Origin of the sequence: Vibrio sp. OPT24 (genome assembly GCF_015163545.1) — a bacterium.
Taxonomy (GTDB): Bacteria; Pseudomonadota; Gammaproteobacteria; order Enterobacterales; family Vibrionaceae; genus Vibrio; species Vibrio cyclitrophicus.
The window spans coordinates 1-19,999 of record NZ_JADDYI010000002.1; the positions used below are offsets into that span (position 1 = coordinate 1).

The 19,999-nt window shown below is 43.7% G+C and carries 20 protein-coding genes and 1 pseudogene; 4 read left to right on the top strand and 17 right to left on the bottom strand.

What is annotated here, in order from left to right:
* From IQO02_RS00290 to IQO02_RS00360, 15 genes and pseudogenes are all read right to left on the bottom strand, one after another.
* Positions 1 to 182 (bottom strand): annotated as a pseudogene (locus tag IQO02_RS00290) (flagellin B); the annotation flags it as partial.
* 632 nt (positions 183 to 814) lie between these two features.
* The gene (locus tag IQO02_RS00295; protein WP_010439307.1) at positions 815 to 1,951 is read right to left on the bottom strand and encodes a flagellin; all 1,137 of its coding nucleotides are present in this window, start codon (positions 1,949 to 1,951) and stop codon (positions 815 to 817) included.
* Positions 1,952 to 2,371: 420 nt separating this feature from the next.
* Positions 2,372 to 3,562, bottom strand: a complete 1,191-nt coding sequence (flgL, locus tag IQO02_RS00300; RefSeq protein ID WP_010439304.1) for a flagellar hook-associated protein FlgL — start codon at positions 3,560 to 3,562, stop codon at positions 2,372 to 2,374.
* Positions 3,563 to 3,571: 9 nt separating this feature from the next.
* Complete coding sequence (flgK, locus tag IQO02_RS00305) at positions 3,572 to 5,452, bottom strand: flagellar hook-associated protein FlgK (protein ID WP_010439302.1); 1,881 nt, start codon at positions 5,450 to 5,452, stop codon at positions 3,572 to 3,574.
* A gap of 221 nt (positions 5,453 to 5,673) precedes the next feature.
* Positions 5,674 to 6,591 carry a flagellar assembly peptidoglycan hydrolase FlgJ gene (gene flgJ / locus IQO02_RS00310; protein WP_016792926.1) on the bottom strand — a complete coding sequence of 306 codons (918 nt, stop codon included), beginning with the start codon at positions 6,589 to 6,591 and terminating at the stop codon, positions 5,674 to 5,676.
* Positions 6,592 to 6,601: 10 nt separating this feature from the next.
* The gene (locus IQO02_RS00315) at positions 6,602 to 7,693 is read right to left on the bottom strand and encodes a flagellar basal body P-ring protein FlgI (RefSeq protein WP_010439299.1); all 1,092 of its coding nucleotides are present in this window, start codon (positions 7,691 to 7,693) and stop codon (positions 6,602 to 6,604) included.
* Between the two features lie 127 nt (positions 7,694 to 7,820).
* Entirely contained in the window at positions 7,821 to 8,597 is a 777-nt protein-coding gene (gene flgH / locus IQO02_RS00320; RefSeq protein ID WP_010439297.1) for a flagellar basal body L-ring protein FlgH, read from the bottom strand.
* Between the two features lie 94 nt (positions 8,598 to 8,691).
* On the bottom strand, positions 8,692 to 9,480 hold the full coding sequence (gene flgG, locus IQO02_RS00325; RefSeq protein ID WP_010439295.1) for a flagellar basal-body rod protein FlgG: 789 nt from the start codon (positions 9,478 to 9,480) through the stop codon (positions 8,692 to 8,694).
* A 21-nt stretch (positions 9,481 to 9,501) separates the two neighbouring features.
* Complete coding sequence (locus IQO02_RS00330) at positions 9,502 to 10,251, bottom strand: flagellar basal body rod protein FlgF (RefSeq protein WP_004736179.1); 750 nt, start codon at positions 10,249 to 10,251, stop codon at positions 9,502 to 9,504.
* Between the two features lie 272 nt (positions 10,252 to 10,523).
* Positions 10,524 to 11,828, bottom strand: coding sequence for a flagellar hook protein FlgE (flgE, locus tag IQO02_RS00335; protein ID WP_010439292.1), 1,305 nt, complete (start codon positions 11,826 to 11,828; stop codon positions 10,524 to 10,526).
* Between the two features lie 50 nt (positions 11,829 to 11,878).
* A complete protein-coding gene (gene flgD, locus IQO02_RS00340) occupies positions 11,879 to 12,592 on the bottom strand; it encodes a flagellar hook assembly protein FlgD (protein WP_010439286.1) in 714 nt (237 codons plus the stop codon).
* A 17-nt stretch (positions 12,593 to 12,609) separates the two neighbouring features.
* The gene (gene flgC, locus IQO02_RS00345; RefSeq protein WP_004736176.1) at positions 12,610 to 13,023 is read right to left on the bottom strand and encodes a flagellar basal body rod protein FlgC; all 414 of its coding nucleotides are present in this window, start codon (positions 13,021 to 13,023) and stop codon (positions 12,610 to 12,612) included.
* A gap of 4 nt (positions 13,024 to 13,027) precedes the next feature.
* Positions 13,028 to 13,423, bottom strand: a complete 396-nt coding sequence (gene flgB, locus IQO02_RS00350) for a flagellar basal body rod protein FlgB (RefSeq protein WP_004736175.1) — start codon at positions 13,421 to 13,423, stop codon at positions 13,028 to 13,030.
* Positions 13,424 to 13,677: 254 nt separating this feature from the next.
* On the bottom strand, positions 13,678 to 14,505 hold the full coding sequence (locus tag IQO02_RS00355) for a protein-glutamate O-methyltransferase (protein WP_004736174.1): 828 nt from the start codon (positions 14,503 to 14,505) through the stop codon (positions 13,678 to 13,680).
* An 11-nt stretch (positions 14,506 to 14,516) separates the two neighbouring features.
* Entirely contained in the window at positions 14,517 to 15,443 is a 927-nt protein-coding gene (locus IQO02_RS00360; protein ID WP_010439280.1) for a chemotaxis protein CheV, read from the bottom strand.
* A 77-nt stretch (positions 15,444 to 15,520) separates the two neighbouring features.
* On the opposite strand from IQO02_RS00360, the gene flgA reads away from it, so the two are divergent.
* The 3 genes from flgA to IQO02_RS00375 all read left to right on the top strand — a co-directional run bounded on the left by flgA (position 15,521) and on the right by IQO02_RS00375 (position 17,256).
* Positions 15,521 to 16,267: a flagellar basal body P-ring formation chaperone FlgA gene (flgA, locus tag IQO02_RS00365; RefSeq protein ID WP_029189138.1), complete on the top strand. Its 747-nt coding sequence runs from the start codon at positions 15,521 to 15,523 to the stop codon at positions 16,265 to 16,267.
* Between the two features lie 179 nt (positions 16,268 to 16,446).
* Positions 16,447 to 16,764: a flagellar biosynthesis anti-sigma factor FlgM gene (gene flgM, locus IQO02_RS00370; RefSeq protein ID WP_010439274.1), complete on the top strand. Its 318-nt coding sequence runs from the start codon at positions 16,447 to 16,449 to the stop codon at positions 16,762 to 16,764.
* Between the two features lie 66 nt (positions 16,765 to 16,830).
* The gene (locus IQO02_RS00375) at positions 16,831 to 17,256 is read left to right on the top strand and encodes a flagella synthesis protein FlgN (RefSeq protein ID WP_016784737.1); all 426 of its coding nucleotides are present in this window, start codon (positions 16,831 to 16,833) and stop codon (positions 17,254 to 17,256) included.
* A gap of 296 nt (positions 17,257 to 17,552) precedes the next feature.
* Here IQO02_RS00375 and flgP read toward each other — a convergent pair whose 3' ends face one another.
* The gene (gene flgP / locus IQO02_RS00380; RefSeq protein ID WP_010439270.1) at positions 17,553 to 17,984 is read right to left on the bottom strand and encodes a flagellar assembly lipoprotein FlgP; all 432 of its coding nucleotides are present in this window, start codon (positions 17,982 to 17,984) and stop codon (positions 17,553 to 17,555) included.
* A gap of 9 nt (positions 17,985 to 17,993) precedes the next feature.
* Positions 17,994 to 18,629, bottom strand: coding sequence for a FlgO family outer membrane protein (locus IQO02_RS00385; RefSeq protein ID WP_010439267.1), 636 nt, complete (start codon positions 18,627 to 18,629; stop codon positions 17,994 to 17,996).
* Between the two features lie 192 nt (positions 18,630 to 18,821).
* On the opposite strand from IQO02_RS00385, the gene IQO02_RS00390 reads away from it, so the two are divergent.
* Entirely contained in the window at positions 18,822 to 19,955 is a 1,134-nt protein-coding gene (locus tag IQO02_RS00390) for a flagellar assembly protein FlgT (protein ID WP_016767048.1), read from the top strand.
* Positions 19,956 to 19,999 lie beyond the last annotated feature (44 nt).

Genomic DNA, 19,999 nt, shown 5'->3' on the forward strand with positions numbered 1-19,999 from the left:
AGGCCGCGGCTCTGAACGTTCAAACGGTTAGAGATTTGTAGGCCCGCAGCGTCATCTTTTGCGCTGTTGATTTTAGAGCCTGAAGCTAGGCGCTCCATTGATGTTTGTTGTGCGCTGTTAGCATTGTTTAGGTAACGTTGCGCTGTCATCGCTGAAACGTTGGTATTTACATTCACTGCCATGGTGATTTCTCCAATTGATTTTCCGGTATAGCGGTTTCCGACGTCTCGGAAAACCAAGTAGTTCTCTCAAAGTTACTTTTAATAACGGCTCGAAATACAGAAGCTTTAGAAAAACTTTTAGAAAACCACAAAAAAAATATTAAACCATTATTTATCAGTAACTTAATATTTATTATTTTCTAAAGCAGCGGAAGACTTCAACAGAGAAAAGATCTAAAAACGTTCAAAAAACACACTAATTACTATTTGAACTACTCAACGTAGAGAAATGAACAATCACCAAAGATCTCAGACCAACGTCGATCTTGTGTCGCAAAGAGGGTTATTTGAGGTAAAACGAGTTGGTTAAATCGAAGAAGTACTGATCAGAAAACTAAGTCTAGAAAATAGTGGGAAGACAGAAAGGAAAAAGCCCCTTTTCCTTTGAGAGAACCGGGGCTAGTTGGCGCGTCAGAGCCTGTGTGGAGATCATCGAGAAATGAACACATTTCCGACTTGCCGTTGCATTCTTACTGTAAAAATGGATAGCAGGTGAGAGATGAGAGAGCTAAACATTCAATAGTAAGTATGCTTGCCAGTTTCCCTTGCTGCATGGCTCACGTCTGAACACGAGCAGCAAGTTCAACCAATAACTATTGCAATAGTGTCATTGCAGAGTTAGGCAACTGTTTTGCTTGAGCAAGTATAGAAGTACCTGCTTGTTGCAGAATTTGTGATTTCGTCATTTGCGTCGTCTCTTTCGCAAAGTCCGTATCTTTGATTCGACTGTTAGAAGCGTCTACATTCTCTTGAACATTCGCCAAGTTGTTAATACTGTGGCTTAGACGGTTCTGTTTCGCACCCAAATCAGCACGTTGTGAATCTACATACTTCATTGCTGAATCAATCACGCTGATTGCGTTCTGTGAACCAGCAACAGTCATTAAGCTAATGTCTTGAACTGATGTAGGGCGGCCTTCACTCTTAATGCCTAGTTCAGATGCTAGACCACCAGAGATCGACATTGCACCTTCAAGATCAGGTTCAGCAACGAATAGCTGTAGACGACCTTCGTCAGTAACCGATGCGTTCAGCAAATCAGATTGACCATTAATGTAAGTGGCGAGTTCTTCGATATCGTCACCCGCTTTGGTGTTAATATCTAGAACGATGTCTTCACCATCTTTGGTTCTGAATTCGAACTTAAGATCGCTTGCTGTCGGTGGCACCTGCCAATCTTTGTCTTTCGCGTTTTCTGAATCGAACGTAGTACCACCCATACGGAAATCATCAGCACGAACACTGGTTAATCCCATAATCATCGCTTCACCGGAGCTAGAACCTATCTGGAATGATGCTTCACCAAATGATCCATTCAACAAACGACGTCCGCCAAACGACGTTGTCTCCGCAATACGGTTAAGCTCATCTTGAAGTGCCATTGACTCTTCGTTTAGCGCGGTACGTTCTGCCGGCGAGTTAGTGCCGTTTGATGATTGAATCGCCAAATCACGCATACGTTGTAATATGTTCGTTGATTCGTTCATCGCACCTTCAGCGGTCTGAGCAATCGAAATACCATCATTGGCATTACGCATTGCCACATCAAGGCCACGAGACTGCGCTGTTAAGCGGTTAGAGATTTGCAAACCCGCTGCATCGTCTTTTGCGCTATTAATTTTATGACCTGATGACAAGCGCTCCATAGAAGTCGCTAAGTCATTAGACGCTTTATTCAGGTAACGCTGTGCTGTCATAGCAGATACGTTAGTGCTTACATTGATAGCCATTTTGCTCTCCTTATGAGTTCGCAAACTTTCTGCGAAGCGGCCAGCTTTACTCTCATATGGATAAGCACTGACCGTGTATTACTCGTTAAACCTTATTCAAGGATTAAGAACTGTATAAATCATTTATGACAAATACAGATACAAATTGTATGCCAAGTTTAATCTTCTATTGATTATTTTTATAAAACATTAAAATCAATAAGTTAAAGATAAATCTGGCTCGATATTATACTACTAGAGCGAAATAGTGAGTTGAACTCCTTCGCTCATTGCCGCTTTTTGCCGCTTATATCGAACACATTGTATTCTGTATAAAAAAACGGCAAACGTTGAAGTGATTCGCACTTATGGCATAGCACATAAGGCAAAGAATCGACTTCAATGATGAACCTTGATTCATCACTAAATACCGATTGGTCGTTAAATATAGTTAAACAAGGTTAGGTCTTTTGTTTTACCAAACGCTTGTTGTGAAGCTTGGAGTGCTCGAGAGTTCTCATTAAATTCAATAATGGCTTTCGAATAATCCAAGTCTTCAAAGTTGCTTTTCGCTTTCGCTAAAGACAACTTAAAATCTTCATGTTGCTGCTCTTGAATATCCAATGTGCTCAAGCGTGCACCGACATCGGTTCTAGCCTTCGTTAGATGAATAAACGCAGCATGAAATTCTTCAGTCACTTGATGTAATTTCGCAGTGGCTGAAGCATCTGATACCGGGTTTTCAGCCTGTTCAGACGCCTCTTTGAACGTATCAAAGATAGAGAATGTCTCTCTTGGCTCTAACGTGATCGAATCGCCTTTGGTGATCTGACCTTTTATTTGAATATTCAACCCTTCGTAGACAATGCCAGTAGAGGGATCAAAGTCTTCAGCGGCAACCACTGCACCATCCTTTTCAAGTTGGTAAGCATAATTTCCTGTCTGCATATCAACAAAAGTGACTTTATACGTTGACCCATCGTCAGCTGAGTTCGTCGCACGTTCCAAAAGCAATTCAGACGCGGGTTCAAGCTCGTACTGAGGTTCGTAATCACCAAACGGGTTATCTATTTCCATAAATAACTTGCTGCCTGGATCATTCATCGCCATCTCGAAACTACTCGCTACACGCATTTTTCGCTGATAGTCATCGCCCTGATAACTGACGTTGCCTTGGTTATCTCTAAAGAAGGGTTGATTCTTCGGTTTAGTACCCGCAAACGTGTAGTTACCCGACTCATCTTGAGAGTTAGCTAAATGCAGAAAGTTATTCGATAACTCTTGGAGCTCGCGCTTTTTCGCTAAACGGTCCTCTGGAGAAAGCGCACCGTTAATCATTTCCATCACGGTTCGTTTTGCTTCATCAGCAAAGCCTTCGGTGTTGGAGATCAATACCTCATGATGCTCCAATCGATTACGAACTAAGACGATTGCATCACTATATTGCTTAAGCTGCTCTGATTGCTGACCAATATTTTGTAAATAGTGGGTCGCCAAAGGATCATCACTTGGCGACTGTAACTTCTTACCAGAAGCAAGTTGTGCTTGGTTGTGATGTATTTTGTTTTCTTGACGGCGCAAGTCGTTCTGAACAGATTGGTAGTTGTGGAAGCTAGAAATACGATTCAACATTTATACTTCCTACCTCAGAGCCAAAATAGTATTGAACGTATCATTAGCTGCTTGCATGATGCGTGAAGAAGCCATGTACGCTTGCTGAAATTTCATCATATTTGCCGCTTCTTCATCGAGGTTAACCCCCGACACTGAAGCAATACGTTCCTGAGCGGATTCCTTTTCTAAGGTGGCAATATCGCTTAAGCGATTTGCCGTCGACGCTTTCAGGCCCGTGTTGGTATTCAAGTTGTGATAAAGGTCTAAAATCGTAGACTCACCATCATTCAAGATCTTACCGGTTTGGAGATCTTGCAGCTTACGCAAGTTACCGTTGTCACCCTCTGATGGGACAAGGTTTGCCGTAAATTTATCGTTTGCCACCGCGCCAGAGGTCAACTCGAAAGTCGTGCCATTAATCGTAACCGGCCCTTCAGGTGGGTACGGCTGCGGTTGCATTAAAATATTGCCTTTCGGATCAGTCACGGCAAACTGCTCACCTTTTGGTGAAACAATCACTTCAAACTCACGCAATTGACCGGCCGCTAGGATCTTGAACCCCGCCGAGCCTTTCGCGAACGTGGTCGATGCCTCATAACTTTGTGCGGCAATATCTCTAGGGTCTTTGGTTTCCATCTGAATCTGAGCAGCAAAGTTACGAGTTGGGCGCAGTAACAGTTTCTCACCCAATTCCGGCGGGTTTCGAACTTCGACTCGCATACCATCTAGATAAAAAGCATTACCTGTTGAATTGGTGCTGACTTTGACCGTTTCGCCGTCAGGCTTGGTCACGACATAGTCACTGCCGTCATACTTAAGGCCATACTCGCCGCCTTTTAAGGCAGAGGTGTCATCAATATATACCGCTACGTCTGCCTTTGATTGGCTACCAGCCGTCACGCGTGATTTAGCCACCCGCTCAGAGTTCACATCGGTGAAGATATCTTGGCCAACGTTGCCATTGAGATCCAAACCTTGTGATTGAAGTGAGTTTACTTTCTCAGAGAAAGCCGTCGCCAAACGTCCTAATTCATCCATGATGTCAGGGATATGTTCGTCTCGCATATCGAGCATGGCACCGATTTTTCCATCGATATCATTGCTGGTAATCGGCTTCAAAGACTTACCTTCAACTATCGCTAGTCGGCGCTGATGCGTATCAGGTAGGCCATCAACCAACTTCAGTTGACTTGCTTCACTACCAGAAACCAAGGTATGACCATTACCAATATGGACGTTAAATCCTTCCGCATTCGAGCGCGGCGTTACCGTCACTTTGGTGTAACCAGATAGCTCATTGATCAGCTTTTCGTGTTGGTCTCGTAAATCATTATGAGGCCCTGGCGTTCGCATCATCAGACGCTGAACATCACGAATCTCAACCGCAATTTGGTTTACTCGTTCAATGCCGACTTCTAATTTTTTGTTCGTTGAATCAGACTGTTGACGTACCGTTTCATGAAATTCATTCAAGGTTTTAGTGACAAGCCCTGCTTTCTCTAAAACGACTTTACGCGCACCCACATCATTCGGGGTATCGGCGAGAGTTTTAACAGAATCAAACCATTCATTGAGGTTTTCTGGGATCTTCTTTGAAGCAACCGATGACAACATGCTCGACAACATATCGAGGTTGGCTTCGGTATCGCCTTTGTTAGCGGCATTGGTTGTCGATAAGTTAAGTTCTTTAACGGCAAACTGATCCCAAGAGCGGCGAACATTTTCCACATGAACACCCATACCGTAGGATTGCCCACCATACTGGCGCGGGTCATTCACACCTTGAATCACAGACTGACGGCTATAGCCCTCTGTGTTGGCGTTAGAAATGTTATGACCTGTGGTGTTTAGCTGTCTCTGAGCCGTAAGAACACTTTGTGCCCCTACATTCAGAAGATCCGACGCCATAATGCCCCCAAAAAACTTAATAAAATCAGGATGAACTGATTAACTACAACAGCATATTACCAAGATAATAAGCAACATATGTGCCAATAGAGACAATAAAAGATTAAAAGACCATAATTTATTGAAGTGTAAGGAAATAACTAAAAACAATAGGGCCAGATATGAAGGAGCGGATAAGAGAAGAGCCTGCCATGGCAAGCTCTCATTGTTAATTGATGGGGCTAATTCATCTCATCGATTTTAGCTTTAACGCGCAACACCTTGTCTGCATAGTTAGGGTCAGTTGCGTAACCAGCTTGATGGATGCCTTTGATAAAGCTCTCTGAATTGCCTTGATGCTGTAATGCCGTTTCGTATCTTGGATTTTCGTTCAAGAACTTCACGTAATCATTAAAGCTGTCTTCAAAGTTTGAGTAAGAACGGAAAGATGCCAATTCTTTAACGGCAGTTTTGCCATGGAACTCTAAAGTTTGCGTAGCAACCTTATCGCCCTTCCAACTTCTATCTGCTTTGATGTTGAATAAGTTATTGCTGTTCCCCAAAGAATTCTTAACCATTTTAGAACCCCAACCTGTTTCAAGTGCCGCTTGTGCCAATAGCAGAGATGAATCCACACCAAGTGCACTCGCCGCTTTTTCAGCGTAAGGCTTCATTGAGGTAACAAACGACTCTGGAGAATCGAAGGATACTGATTGTTTAACAGCGGAAGCAGGTTGAACTTCAGATACTCTGTCTTCTGAACGGCCTGAATACTGAGGTCTTTGCAGTGAAGTATCAAAACCTTCACTACGAACCTTATCTTCTGTCGCATCGCTTGCTTGACCGGCGCTTAACTGAGCAACGATCATGTCCGCAAGGCCTAATGAACCTGAAGCACTCAACTCACTCGCCATTTGGTCATCTTGCATCTGACGATAAAACTGCTCGTTCTGGCTGTTCAGCATATCCGACTTAAAGCTAGAGTTCGCATCACGCATCGACTTAAACAGCATCGAAGTGAAAATCGATTCAAACTGTTTTGCCGCAGCAGTTAGTGCCTCTTTTTCGCTGCCTTCTTCACCATTTACTGCTTGTTGACGAAGACGATCTAAGCTACCGATATCGTGAATAAAGCCGATGTCATTGTTATTCTTAATCATGCTTTATTCCTTAGATAATGATCAATTGACCTTCAATTGCACCGGCTTGTTTCAGTGCTTGAAGGATTGCCATTAAATCAGAAGGCGCTGCGCCCACTTCATTGACTGCACGAACCAAATCATCCAGCGTTAGACCCGGTTCAAACTTGAACATCTTGCCATCGGCTTCTGTGACTTCGATATCAGAATCAGGAACCACTACGGTTTGACCACCAGAAAATGCATTCGGTTGGCTCACGTTGAGGTTTTCTTTGATTGCTACCGTCATACCACCGTGTGTTACCGCTGCCGCTTTTAAGCGAACATGTTTACCAACCACAATCGTACCAGTACGAGAGTTAACAATGATTTTTGCTGAACCCTCTGCAGGATCGAACTCGATGTTTTCGATTGCCGATAAGAAAGCCACACGCTGGCTGATTTCACGTGGTGCGCGAACCTTTACTGAAGTCGCATCAACCGCTGAAGCCATTTGTGGGCCTAGAAAATTATTAACTGCATCAGCTAAGCGCTGCGCCGTTGTGAAATCTGATTGGATTAGGTTGAACGTGATGTAGTCACCACGACCGAATGGCGTTGGGATTTCTTGTTCGACCGTCGCGCCGCTAGATATGATGCCGACATTAGGATTGTTACCGACAATCTTAGAACCATCATTACCTTGAGCACTAAAGCCACTCACCACCAAGTTACCTTGTGCTACCGCGTACACTTGACCGTCTAGACCTTTCAGGAAAGTCTGCAGTAAGGTACCACCACGAAGGCTTTTTGCTGAACCGATAGAAGACACCGTTACGTCAACTTCCTGACCTTGCTTAGAGAAGGCTGGCAATTCAGCGGTAACAATTACTGCCGCTACGTTTTTGGTTTTTGGCTTAGTGCCGGGCGGCAATTGGATGCCAAAATTTTGCAGCATTGCGTTAAACGTTTGATCAGTAAAGGGAGTTGTCTCACCTGTACCCGGCAAGCCCGTGACCAAACCATAACCGACAAGTTGGTTACTACGAACACCCGCCACTTTTGCCACATCTTTAATACGTGCAGCATGGGCACTGGTGGCAAGAAATAGCATGCCAAGTAGTACGAGTGTTAGTTTTTTCATTGAGTAACCTGTCTGTATTGCTTTCAATTTATAGTAGCTATGTAATTATAATAATTTAATTTACAAAAACTTAGCTAAATATGGCCGAGTGGTAAAGGCTGTCAGTAAGCCGACATCCTCTCAAGCTCTACAGTGATACATTAAAGAATCGTGCCAAGAATCCAGGCTCTTGCATATCTTTTTGCACTCCAGTCCCTGAGTATTGAATTCGTGCGTTAGAAACACGGTTTGAAGCGATGGTATTTTCGAAATCTATATCGTCAGGGCGGATAGTACCACTTAGGCGGATATACTCATCACCTGTATTCAGTGTCATCCACTTTTCACCACGAACCACTAGATTTCCATTGGCTAATACTTCGATGACTTCAACGGTAATGTAGCCGCTAATGCTGTTACTTTGGTTGGCTGATGCATCACCAGCAAAGGTGTTGGTATTGCTCAGATCATAAGAGAAGTTGTACTTGTCAATAGTCAACTCTTGGCCGCCAACAGCCAAAGGCTCCATCGATGCATCGTTAGACTTAGACATGTCAGCATTAGCTTTTTTGGTCGCTCGAGTATTTTCATCTAACGCAACGGTAATAATATCACCAATGCCGCGAGGCTTTGAATCATCGTACATACTGCCAATATGGTTGATATTGAACAGTGAACCTGTTGCCGCTGCGTAATGCTCTGGTTTTTCTTTTGGATTGATCGGCGCCCATGCAGGATCGCCTGCAATTGGGTCTGTTCTACCACGAAGTGTATCGATAATGCCTGAGCTTTCATCAGCCGACTTATCGCCTTCTACCGCATCAACCACTGTGGTTGCGTTTTCTTGTGCCGGAGTCTCGATCGGATCCAACACAGTACACCCGGTCATAGAAGCTAACAAAACTAAACAAAAAATACGTTTCATGGCGATATACTCTCAGCAGGCAATGGTAAATAGATCAATGACTAGAAGCAGATCTATTAATTATGAATAAGTACGTAAACGGCAAATAAACCAATTACAGCTGTTGGTTAACAAAGCTCATCATCTTGTCTACCGACGAGATAACTTTCGAGTTCATTTCGTAAACACGTTGAGCTTCAATCATATTAACCAGCTCTTCGGTTACGTTTACGTTCGATGTTTCTAACATCGACTGACGGATGTTACCCAAACCATCAAAGCCCGGAACGCCCTCTTGCGGATCGCCACTTGCTCCCGTTGGTAAATAAAGGTTTTGACCTACAGGCTCTAAACCACCTGGGTTTACGAAGTCAGTAATGGTGATTTGGCCAACCACGACGTTGTTTTGCTCACCACGTAGGCGAACTGATACTTCACCATCGTTACCAACCGTCACCGAGATCGCATCTTCTGGAATCACGATTTCTGGCTGTAGAGCATAACCTTGACCTGAGGTTACGATTGCGCCTTCACCGTTCAGCGTGAACTGACCATTTCGGCTATAGCCTGTCTCACCGTCTGGCATTTCAACTTGGAAGAAGCCGTCACCTTCGATCATCATATCTAGGCTGTTCGATGTCGTTTGTGCGTTACCGTGGGTGTGAACTTTTTGAGTTGCCACGACTTTAGAACCGGCACCCAACATCAAACCACTTGGCAGCTCGGTATTCTGCGACGATTGGCCACCCGGCTGATTGATGTTCTGATAGAACAAATCTTCAAATACCGCACGACTCTTTTTAAAGCCAATGGTTGAGGCGTTGGCAAGGTTGTTTGAAATGGTTGAGATATTGGTTTGTTGGGCGTCTAAGCCTGTTTTACTTACCCATAATGCTGGATGCATAGCAAATTCCTTTAAATTCTATTAGCTCATACGAAGCAGTGAATCAGACGACTTGTCCATTTCCTCTGCTGTGCTCATCATCTTGACCTGCATTTCGAATTGACGTTGTAAGTCAATTAGGCTGGTCATCTCACCGACAGCATTTACGTTACTGCCTTCAATGGCACCTTTTAGCAACGTTACCGCTGCATCTGCTTCGTATGCCTGATCTGGGTTTTTCGAACGGAATAGACCATTCGTATCTTTAAATAAGCTTTGATTATCTGGACGCACAAGTTTGATTCGGTCGACAATCGCTAATTCTTCAGCTGGAGCGCCTTGAGGAATCACCGAAATAGTACCGTCTGTGCCGATTTCTACTTTACTAATAGGAATAGGTAACGTGATGGGTGCGTCATTCTCGCCTAACACCAAATGGCCGCTTGCGTTAGTTAGCAAACCGTTTTGGTCAACCTTTAGGTTACCGTTACGTGTTAAACCTTCACGGCCAGTGTTGTCCATTACCGAAATCCAGCCATCACCTTGTATCGTGACATCGAGATCGCGACCAGTAGTGACCACACTACCTTGTGCGAAATTATGACCCGGACGTTCTGTCATGCTGAAAACACGAGTAGGCATGCCTTCACCATACGCTTGCATTGAACGTGCTTGTGCTAAATCGGCACGAAAACCCGTTGTACTAACGTTGGCAAGGTTGTTTGCACGTAGCTGCAAAGCCTGCATATTTTGCTTTGCGCCACTCATGGCAAGAAACAGTGCGCGATCCATAATTTTGCTCCAAAAAATCATCTTCTAAAGCTTATAAAGCAAACACTGTGCCAATATTTTTAACTGTTATTTATCAATAATTTAAATAGGAAACAAACAAAGAGGGGTGATCATTAAAGGATCATTGAGGAGGAGTTATTGCCAGTGGCATTACCGTGCGGCAATAGGGGCGGCAAATAAGAAGACAAACAGCCATATTTAAATTCACCAACAATACCCAATTCAATAACATTGAATTGGGTATTCGCAGATGATTCAAACGCTCGAAACGATTAACGAATCTGAAGAATATTCTGTTGCAGTTGGTTGTGTACTTCTAGAGAACGTGAGTTCGCTTGGAAGTTACGTTGAGCAGAAATCAAATCAACCAATTCTTGAGTCATATCGATGTTCGACTGCTCTAGCGAACCGTTGTTGATGCTACCAAATGAACCTTTGTTCGATTCACCCCAGATTTTAGAACCTGAGTCATTAGTAGAATCCCACTGAGTGCCGCCTTTCTTATCTAGACCTTGCTCATTGGGTACGCGAACCAAGCCTACACGGCCAAGCATCACGTTTTCACCATTTGAGTAAGTACCCAGAACACTGCCGTACTCATCGAAATCGATTTTTGTTAAGAAACCTGTTGTTGCACCATCTTCATCAAACTTAGTCAATTCAAACGGAGCAGCAAACTGAGTTGAAGAATCCAGACCAAACTTAAGCACTTGAGTTGGATCAGCACCGTTCAAGTCAATTGGGTTCGCGCCAGCACCAAGTGGTTCCGAGTTAATCGGCTGACCATTGTTCAGGCTTGCTAACGTACCGTCGTTGTTGAACTTCATTGTGTGACCAACATGACCTTGTGCATTCGTCGCATCACCACCAGTAATGTTGACCGGCTTTTCACCGTTCTCATCTGACATGGTGTAGTACGTCTGCCAAGTGTTTGGTTGAGTCTGATCTTTGAGGTAGTAAGTCGTTAACTTGTAAGACTGACCCATAGAATCGTATACCGTCGAAGACGTTGCTCGATTATAAGTGTCAGAATCTTGGTAGTTAAATGCAGCCGGGTCTTTAAGATCACCATTTGCAGGAAGGTTAACTCCTACTTCAATGTTTTCTGTCTGTTTTGGCTTACCAAACTCAGCAGGAATGTCGAGAGGCTTTGGCGCGTAAGAAAGAACTTCACCCGAGTTTGGGTCAACATCGTAACCTAAAAGAAATTCATCATTCGAGGTTACCATGAAGTTGTCTTTATTTAAGTGAAAAGCTCCGTTACGCGTTAGTTCGTTGATCTCTGGCACCATGCGGTCTTTCGATACTGCAAAAAAACCTGTACCACTGACACGTAAGTCCATTGGGTTATTTGTATAAATACTTGAACCTTCGTGAAACTGTTGCGCAACTTTATTTGCTTGAGCACCACCACCAGGGGTAGTCTTTCCGTTAGTAAACAACGAGCTTGAATACACATCGCCGAACTCTGCTCGAGACTCTTTAAAGCCAAACGTGTTTGCATTCGCAATATTGTTACTGGTTGTATTCAGATCTAATTGTGCAGCGGATAGGCCGCTCAAAGCTACATATGACATTCCAATATTCTCCTAATCTATCTAGCTAGCATAATCACTCTTTTAAAGAGTTACGCTTTACCAACTTCTAGTACTTCAGCAAGTCGTACTGGCGATGTAAAACCAGCCAGATTGAGTAGTACGTTGCCATCACCCTTACCAAGAAGCACACTGTTCACGTTCGCATAACTGGAAACTTGGAACTCTGTGTTCTCGCCATCCAGTAAACCCGACGCTTTAACGTTGTATTTACCAGCCGGCAATGGGTTACCGTCTTCGTCTTTTCCGTCCCATTCAACACGCGTGTCACCTGATGGTTTAGAACCGATATCAAATGTACGAACCAACTGACCAACTTCGTTCTCAACACGGACCATTACATTGTCCATGGCTTGAGGGAGCTTAACCATTGCCGCCATACCGCCATCACCGGGTTTCACACCTGCCGCACCAGGAACCAATACATCACGACCTACTAAAGAAGAGGCCTGAAGCGCTTGGTTAGAAGTCATTGATGAATTCAAGCTTTCAAACTGTGTATTCATTTTACCAATGCCATCTACGGTCGCAAATGAAGCCATTTGCGCAATCATCTGGTCATTGCTAACCGGCTTAAAAGGGTCTTGTTGTGCAAGTTGCTTAGTCAACAGAGATAAGAAATCTTCTTGTTTAAGATCCTGCTTACCTGTTGTTTCGTCGGGCTTCTTAGCGCCATCTTGAAGACTCTTCAGCTGGTCAACATAGGACAAGCCGCTTTGACCAACATTGTTGTTGATTCCAGCCATATGCTACCTCCTTATCCTTATTGACCCATCTGCAGCGTACGCAGCAGCATTTGTTTACTCGAGTCAGCAACCTGTACGTTCGTTTGGTACGCACGTGATGCCGAAATCATGTTTGCCATTTCTTCCATAACGTTCACGTTAGGCTTGTAGATATAGCCTTCGTTGTTCGCTAGTGGGTGATCTGGGTTGTACTCCGCACTAAGCGGCTTATCGCTTTCCACAATACCTAATACTTTCACCGGCACAGTGTGACCACTATTGCGTGCTTTATTTAACTCAGCGCCAAACACTGCGTGACGAGCTTTGTAAGTTTCTTCAGCAGAACTACTTACACTGTCTGCGTTCGCAAGGTTGCTCGAGGTCGTATTTAGACGAACAGATTCAGCACTCATCGCAGAACCGGTCACATTGAATACATTAAATAAGCTCATCTAATTATTCCCCTTTAATCGCTTTAGTTAAATTCTTGAACTTACTTCCTAAGAAGTCGAGAGAGGCTTGATGCCTAATTTGGTTTTGCATGAAAAGGTTTCTTTCCAAATCCAAATCAACCGTATTGCCATCTCCTGTATCAGGTTGGGTAGGAATTCGATACTTCGTTTCCCCGTTCACCGTTGTTGAGGCAGAAATGTGCCGACCATCTGTACGGCTAAGACCAATGCTTGCCCCAGAACTTGCCGCTTGCAGTGATTTCTTAAAATCTAGTCCCTTTGCTTTATACCCAGGCGTGTTTGCTTGCGCGATATTGGTGGAAAGCACCTCAGCGTTACGCTCACGTACACCAACTGTGTGCTGGTGAATGCCTAAAGCATTATCAAAAGAAATAGCCATGTAAACCTCAACTCAAGAACTGACTGTTATGAGATAACCAAAGCAATATATATACCAACTTTTAAAACAAAGTGGCCGACCATTACTTTTACAGGTTACTCGTAGGTAAACTTGCAATATACAAGCCAAAAATAGAGTGGGTTGGAATGTCACTCTGACTTAAAGATATAGGTTAAGCCGGAAAAAGAAAACCCAGCACTTGGCTGGGTTTTGAAGTTAGACAGTAACGTTACACCTAATACTGGTGCCACTCATTACTTTAATTTGTAGATGATGCCTGGATTACAGCGAACCATTTCAAAACGATCCGTTAAGCCTGTTAACGATTCAGATGCACCCAACAACAAGTAACCACCAGGATTGAGGCTGTTTGCCATCTGGTTAAGTACCTTTGACTTCATGTCTGGCGAAAAATAAATCAATACATTACGACAGAAAATGATGTCGAACTTACCTAATAACGCATAACTGTCCATCAAGTTTTGTGGACGGAAGTTCACCATGCGCTTAACGTTGTCTTTGACTTTCATACGACCATCGCCCGCATCTTCAAAGAAAGTACGACGGCGCTCAGGAGAAAGTCCACGTCCCAATGCAAGGTTGTCGTATGCGCCTGTGCGGCACATATCCAACATACTTGCAGAGATGTCGGTTGCGGTAATCGATACATTTGGCAACATACCCGGCTTGCGAGCTTGAGTCTCAAGAATCGTCATTGCCATTGAGTATGCTTCTTGGCCTGAAGAGCTTGCTGCAGACCAAATCTTAATAGGTCGTTTATTTGCCGCTATTTCCGGTAGTAGCTTATCCGCAAGTACAGCAAACGGGTAAGTATCTCGGAACCAAAGTGTCTCGTTCGTCGTCATGGCATCGACAGCTGCCACTCTCAACTCACGGTTTCGACCAGTTACTACATCTCTCAACAAATCAGATAACGAAGCTAACTTAAACTTCGTTACTAATGGGCTTAAACGACTGCGCACTAAATATTGCTTGCTGTCACCTAATACAATGCCACATTGAGATTCTAAAAAACGGCTGAAATCGCGATACTCTTGATCACTTATTGTTATAGCAGTCATTAATGTCTCTTTTAGTTAGTTAACGCAGCTTTAACCGCTGCCCCAAGCTCATCAGGGTTGAATTTTGCAATGAAGGAGTTCGCCCCAACACGCTCAACCATGGCCTGGTTAAATACACCACTCAAGGATGAGTGTAAAATTACGTATAAATCTTTAAGTTCGGCGTGACGACGAATCTCAGCAGTCAGCGTGTATCCATCCATCTCTGGCATTTCGATATCCGAGATCACTAATGAAATTTGATCGTAAATACTACCCTCTGATGACATTTGCACCAGCTTTTCATAGGCTTCTTTACCATCTTTCACCGCGATAACCTCAAATCCGATCGATTCAATGGCGCGTTGAACTTGCTTACGAGCAACAGTTGAATCATCAGCAATCAAGATACGGCGAACCAATTCTTTCTCTTGTTCTACTTCTGCGATTTCTTCAGCAATTCTGCTGTCCATTGTTTCATCAACAGGCGAAATTTCAGCAAGAATTTTTTCAACATCAAGAATTTCAACTAATTCATTATCGATATTAGTTACCGCTGTCAGGTAGTTCGCTCGACCAGCGCCATCCGGCGGCGGAAGAATTGACTCCCAGTGCATGTTAATAATGCGCTCTACTGAACTGACCAAGAAACCTTGAATAGTTCGGTTAAACTCAGAAATAACCACAAAACACTTTTCAACATCCGTTGTAGGACGGCCACCAATCGCTAAGCTCAAATCGATAACAGAGATCGTTTGGCCACGAATGTGTGCTACACCTTTAACCAGTGGGTTCAAGTTTGGCATCTTTGTCAGCTTAGGGCATTGAAGCACTTCTTTTACTTTAAAGACATTAATGCCGTAGCGCTGACGCCCCATTAGGCGAAAGGTTAGTAATTCTAATCGGTTTTGACCGACGAGTTGCGTACGCTGATTCACCGAATCAAGAATACCCGTCATGAGCTCATCTCCATATCAAACTTTTTTGTATAAAAAGTGTTAGTCTACTGCAGGCTACGAACCACCAGAGAAACGGAATGACATATTATAAAATAAATTTGCCACCTCTTTCCATAGCAATGTGTAGAGCTACTTTTAAAACTGTCGCTAAGTTTATCGGCATTTTATCAATATTGTTTAGTTTTTTTGTGCAAGCTGCGACTCCAGAGCAAATTGAAATGATTCAGTCTGCGGCCGAGCAACACATCCATGATACGGTTGAGCAGCCACAAGGCGGCGAACTCTTTGTTAATTCAGCAAATGTTGACTCAAGAATTAAAGCAACAGACTGTCCAGTGCCGCTTGAAACTAGCGCATCAACCACCACCAATACCCGCAGTAGCATTACGGTTTTAGTGCAATGCATTCCTGACGAGTGGCGAGTTTATGTGCCCGTACGCTTATCAATGTCAGTCCCACTCGTCACCACCACGCGCTCAATTGCAAGAGGCGAGATTGTCGGTCAATACGATGTGACTACCGACATGATTTCTCTTAACAAATTTCGCCGCCAAGGTTTCACCAACCCACAACAGGTTATCGGTGCCAAAGTAAAAAAGAACCTAAGACCGGGTGATGTCGTTGAAAGAGGCGATATTTGTGTCGTTTGCCGAAATGAGAAGGTTATCATACAGGCAGTTAAAGGTGGCATGACCATTACCACTAAAGGTACTGCACTTACGGATGGCTCAATGGGCGATCAAGTAAGAGTGAAAAATGATAAATCACAACGTATAATTGAAGGTATTGTTACCAGCATGTCTGAAGTCACGGTTTACTTTTAACTCTCTACTTCTAAATTGACGGTATCGTTAGCCATTTTGCTCTCCACTCTTAACGCCAAATATAACGGCTACAGTGTTTTGTCCCTTTTCGACTATTGAGCTAAAAATTGCTAAAGTATTCGAACTCATGGTCGATAATGACTGTACAGGTTCCCATTTTTGAAGAAAAAGGCTTAACTATGGCAGGCATTGATAATATTCGTTCAGGGCAAACCCTAACGACCCCCAACCGATCAGCAGTACGCTCTGATTCTAGCTCTGAGGCATCACGCTCTGATGTATCAACTAAATCACCAGCAAGCAAAGATGCGGTTTCGCTTAGCCAACAAGGCAAAGCCATTGGTCAACTCCACCAAGATATGGCGGCACAACCGAGTTTTGACTCTGTAAAAGTTGCGGCGATCAAAGAAGCGATTGCGAACGGTTCATACACTGTCGATCCAGAAAAACTGGCAGACAATATGATCAAGTTCGAAGATGAATTAAAAGGTCTTTAAGCCAACTATCACTTTTGATTAAAGTGATTGCCTTAAAGCACACGAGGTTATGAATAGGTTTACGTTATGGCGGCACTAGCAGATTTAGTTAATTTTCAACTTCAAAATGCCAAAGCCTTATCTGAATTATTAAGTTCAGAGAAAACCGCGATCACGAGCCGACAATCAAACGATATTGAGAGAATCGCCAAAGAAAAAGTGGTCCTAGTTGAGCAACTAAGGTCAACCGATCAACGAATCGCAGCCCATACCAATATCTCAGAACTGACCGAGAACCCTGAACTAGCTCAGTTAGTCGCAACCATCAAGTCCATAGTGCACGATTGCCATCAAGCGAACCTGGTTAATGGCGAAGCCTTGAATCGAGCACACCTTAGCTTCAAAAAACTCAGTAATATGATGCAACAAAGCCACGGTAAAATTGGCATGACCTACAATGCCGGTGGTCAAACGCATACGATTTCTACGCTGGGAACCAACGTAAAAGCCTAGTTAAGCCTCCCTCTTCAGTAATACCCCTTATTAACCTTCTGCCTGTATCTGTATCCCAGACTATTCCTGTCGTTATTCTTTATCAAAACGTCTAATCAGCCTTTGAGCGCCCTGACAAAATCGATAAATAAAAAAGCGGCAAGTATCTTCATACTTGCCGCTTTTTTATTTACGTCAGTTATCAATTGCCGCTACGTCATCTGGAAAACGAGTGGCAACTCATATAACTGGGTAATCTTTTAACTAGATAAACAGAACTCGATGATCATTAACCTACAGCCTAAGAGATCATACAACTAGAATAGCGTTTGTTGTCTCTTTTCTGGCACAGCCTGCACTTCACCGTAATTACGTAGTTGGTCCATCTTACGAATATCTAATTGAAGTTCCGTTACATAACTATCACCCACAGGGTAACTACGTACTACTTCTGCGCCACGAATAACACCATCAACCGCACCTGAAGTTCGTTCAGTACCAAGGCGCTGATCTTCAAGTTCAGCTCGGCCGCTTACTCGCATACCGTAAACCTGTTCAGCAAGCTCACGATAAGCGTCAATCTTAGAGGCTCTCATCGCACGGATGCGCCTTTCTTCGTCGTTACGACCTTTTTGCTCACTGATACTCGCGTAACCAACCGCAACCAAGAAATCATCAGGCCTCATACTTTGCAGTGGCTGACAACCAACAAGCAATAAAGCGGCAACAACAAATATTAACTTCTTCATCTCGAACTCCTAAGGGCGAAGAATAACAGTGTAAGGCTGGCTGATCGTTGGGTCAGAACGAATAATAACGCCATCTTGAGTTCGAATACTGTTCAGAGTATCAAGGTCACGACCAATACGGTCTGCCGGCAAGAAGCCTTGTGCAGAAGCAACCACAATACGAGTTTGCATTCCAACTACACGAGCGTTAACTAGAACACCACCCTCTTGGCGAAGCATAGTCCCCGTCAGCACGTATTGGACGTCTTGCTCTTGAGCTAAATCTTTCCAATCACGGCTTAACGCAAAGTCACCTTGGTGAGTCACTTGGATAGAACCCGTCGTTTTAAAATCGACAACCTTGAAGCCACGACGCTGAAACTGATGAATGAAACCTTCCGATACCGAATTTCCTAGCCAGTTGGTTGTATCCATGTGTTGTAGATCAACAAACGAGGTAATCGCAATCGGTGTTCTTGCTGAGATACTCGTATTCGACACGATTAAATCTTCGGTCATACTTTCCACGAAAAAATCCATGGTGTGACGAGGGCTGTCCATCAACATAAACTGACTGCCTGAATATTCAGACTTGCCGTTATAGATCGGCGAATAAGCGCATGATGTCAGTAACACGACACTCATAACTACGAGCCATTTTTTCATTATCTAATCTCCAGATAGTTTTAGTGCTGCCTGTTCCAATATGTTCTCACCATTATTCTTTTCAATGGATTACAATGTTGGAACAGTCTTTGCTTTTCGTTAATAGTTCAGATTAAGAAAAACGCACTTAAGTCAGCTTCAAGCTTATAGTTATTTGTTAAGCAATATTTATACCCAACTGGTAACGAATAGATGAAAAAAATAATTTCTTACTTATTTTCAATAAGTTCACTGATAACCATAAGCTTCAGTGCTCATGCCTCTTGGTATGAGGTTACCGGTACAGCAGCCATCGTATCGTCGGAAGAATCCGCAAGAGTCCACGCTCTGGAAGACGCGGTATATAAAGCGGTTCAGTTCTCTGGTGCTGATATCGGTAGTATCTCCAACCTCACGCCTTATCTGGATGCGAGTAAAAAAGAGTTCCAGTTTACTAATCACGAAGTACGCTACATATTGGTTGATAAAGTAAAGACTCGCGGTGGCAACCTAATGATCACCGCAAGGATCGACATCTATCCTTCGGCAAATGCTTGCCATGAAAGTCAGTACAAGAAGACATTTTTGGTCGGCAACATTGATGTGACCTCCCCTCAACAAGCCGTAATGGGAAGAATTTATAACATCGGTGATGATTTCGGCCATGTCGTTGATCGACAGTTGGCAAAAGAGTCTCGTAGCTTTGTCTCGGTTGGTACAACAAATTATGACATCGATAAGCGTCGACCTGACATAATCAAGATGATCGCTCAAGACACAGGCGCGCAGTACATCATTGGTGGCGACATTACCGACTTAACGGCAACCGTCGAATCTAAGTTGTTGAAAGATGACGTTATCAACCGACAGTTTGCACTAGAGATGCAAGTGTTCGACGGTAAAACAGGTCACCAAGTTTACAATCGTAGCTATCGTGAAGTAGCAAAATGGCCATTTGCTAAAACCAGTGAAGTCGATACACGCAGCGCGCGCTTCTGGGCATCCACTTATGGCAGCATGATGCTTCGCGTCAGCCGTAATATCATGCTGGACTTGGAATCAGAAGTATCGTGTAAGATTACCCTTCCGGAAGTTGCGGCGGTCTACGGCAATACAGTAACCATTGATCTTGGTCGAATGCATGGCGTGCAACAAGGTGACAAACTGCAATTGTGGCACACGGGTTCGTTTATCGACCAAAGAGGCTTACCACGTAACAAAGTATCTCAAAGTGATATCACTCTGACGGTTTCTCGTGTTTATGAAAATGAAGCCGAACTCACGATTGATCAGCCTAGCCTTGCAGGAAGCATTCAAATTGGTGATGTGATGCAGAAAATCATGTAGTTAGTGTCACTCCCAGCTCATAGTTTCTAATAAGGCCTTAGCAA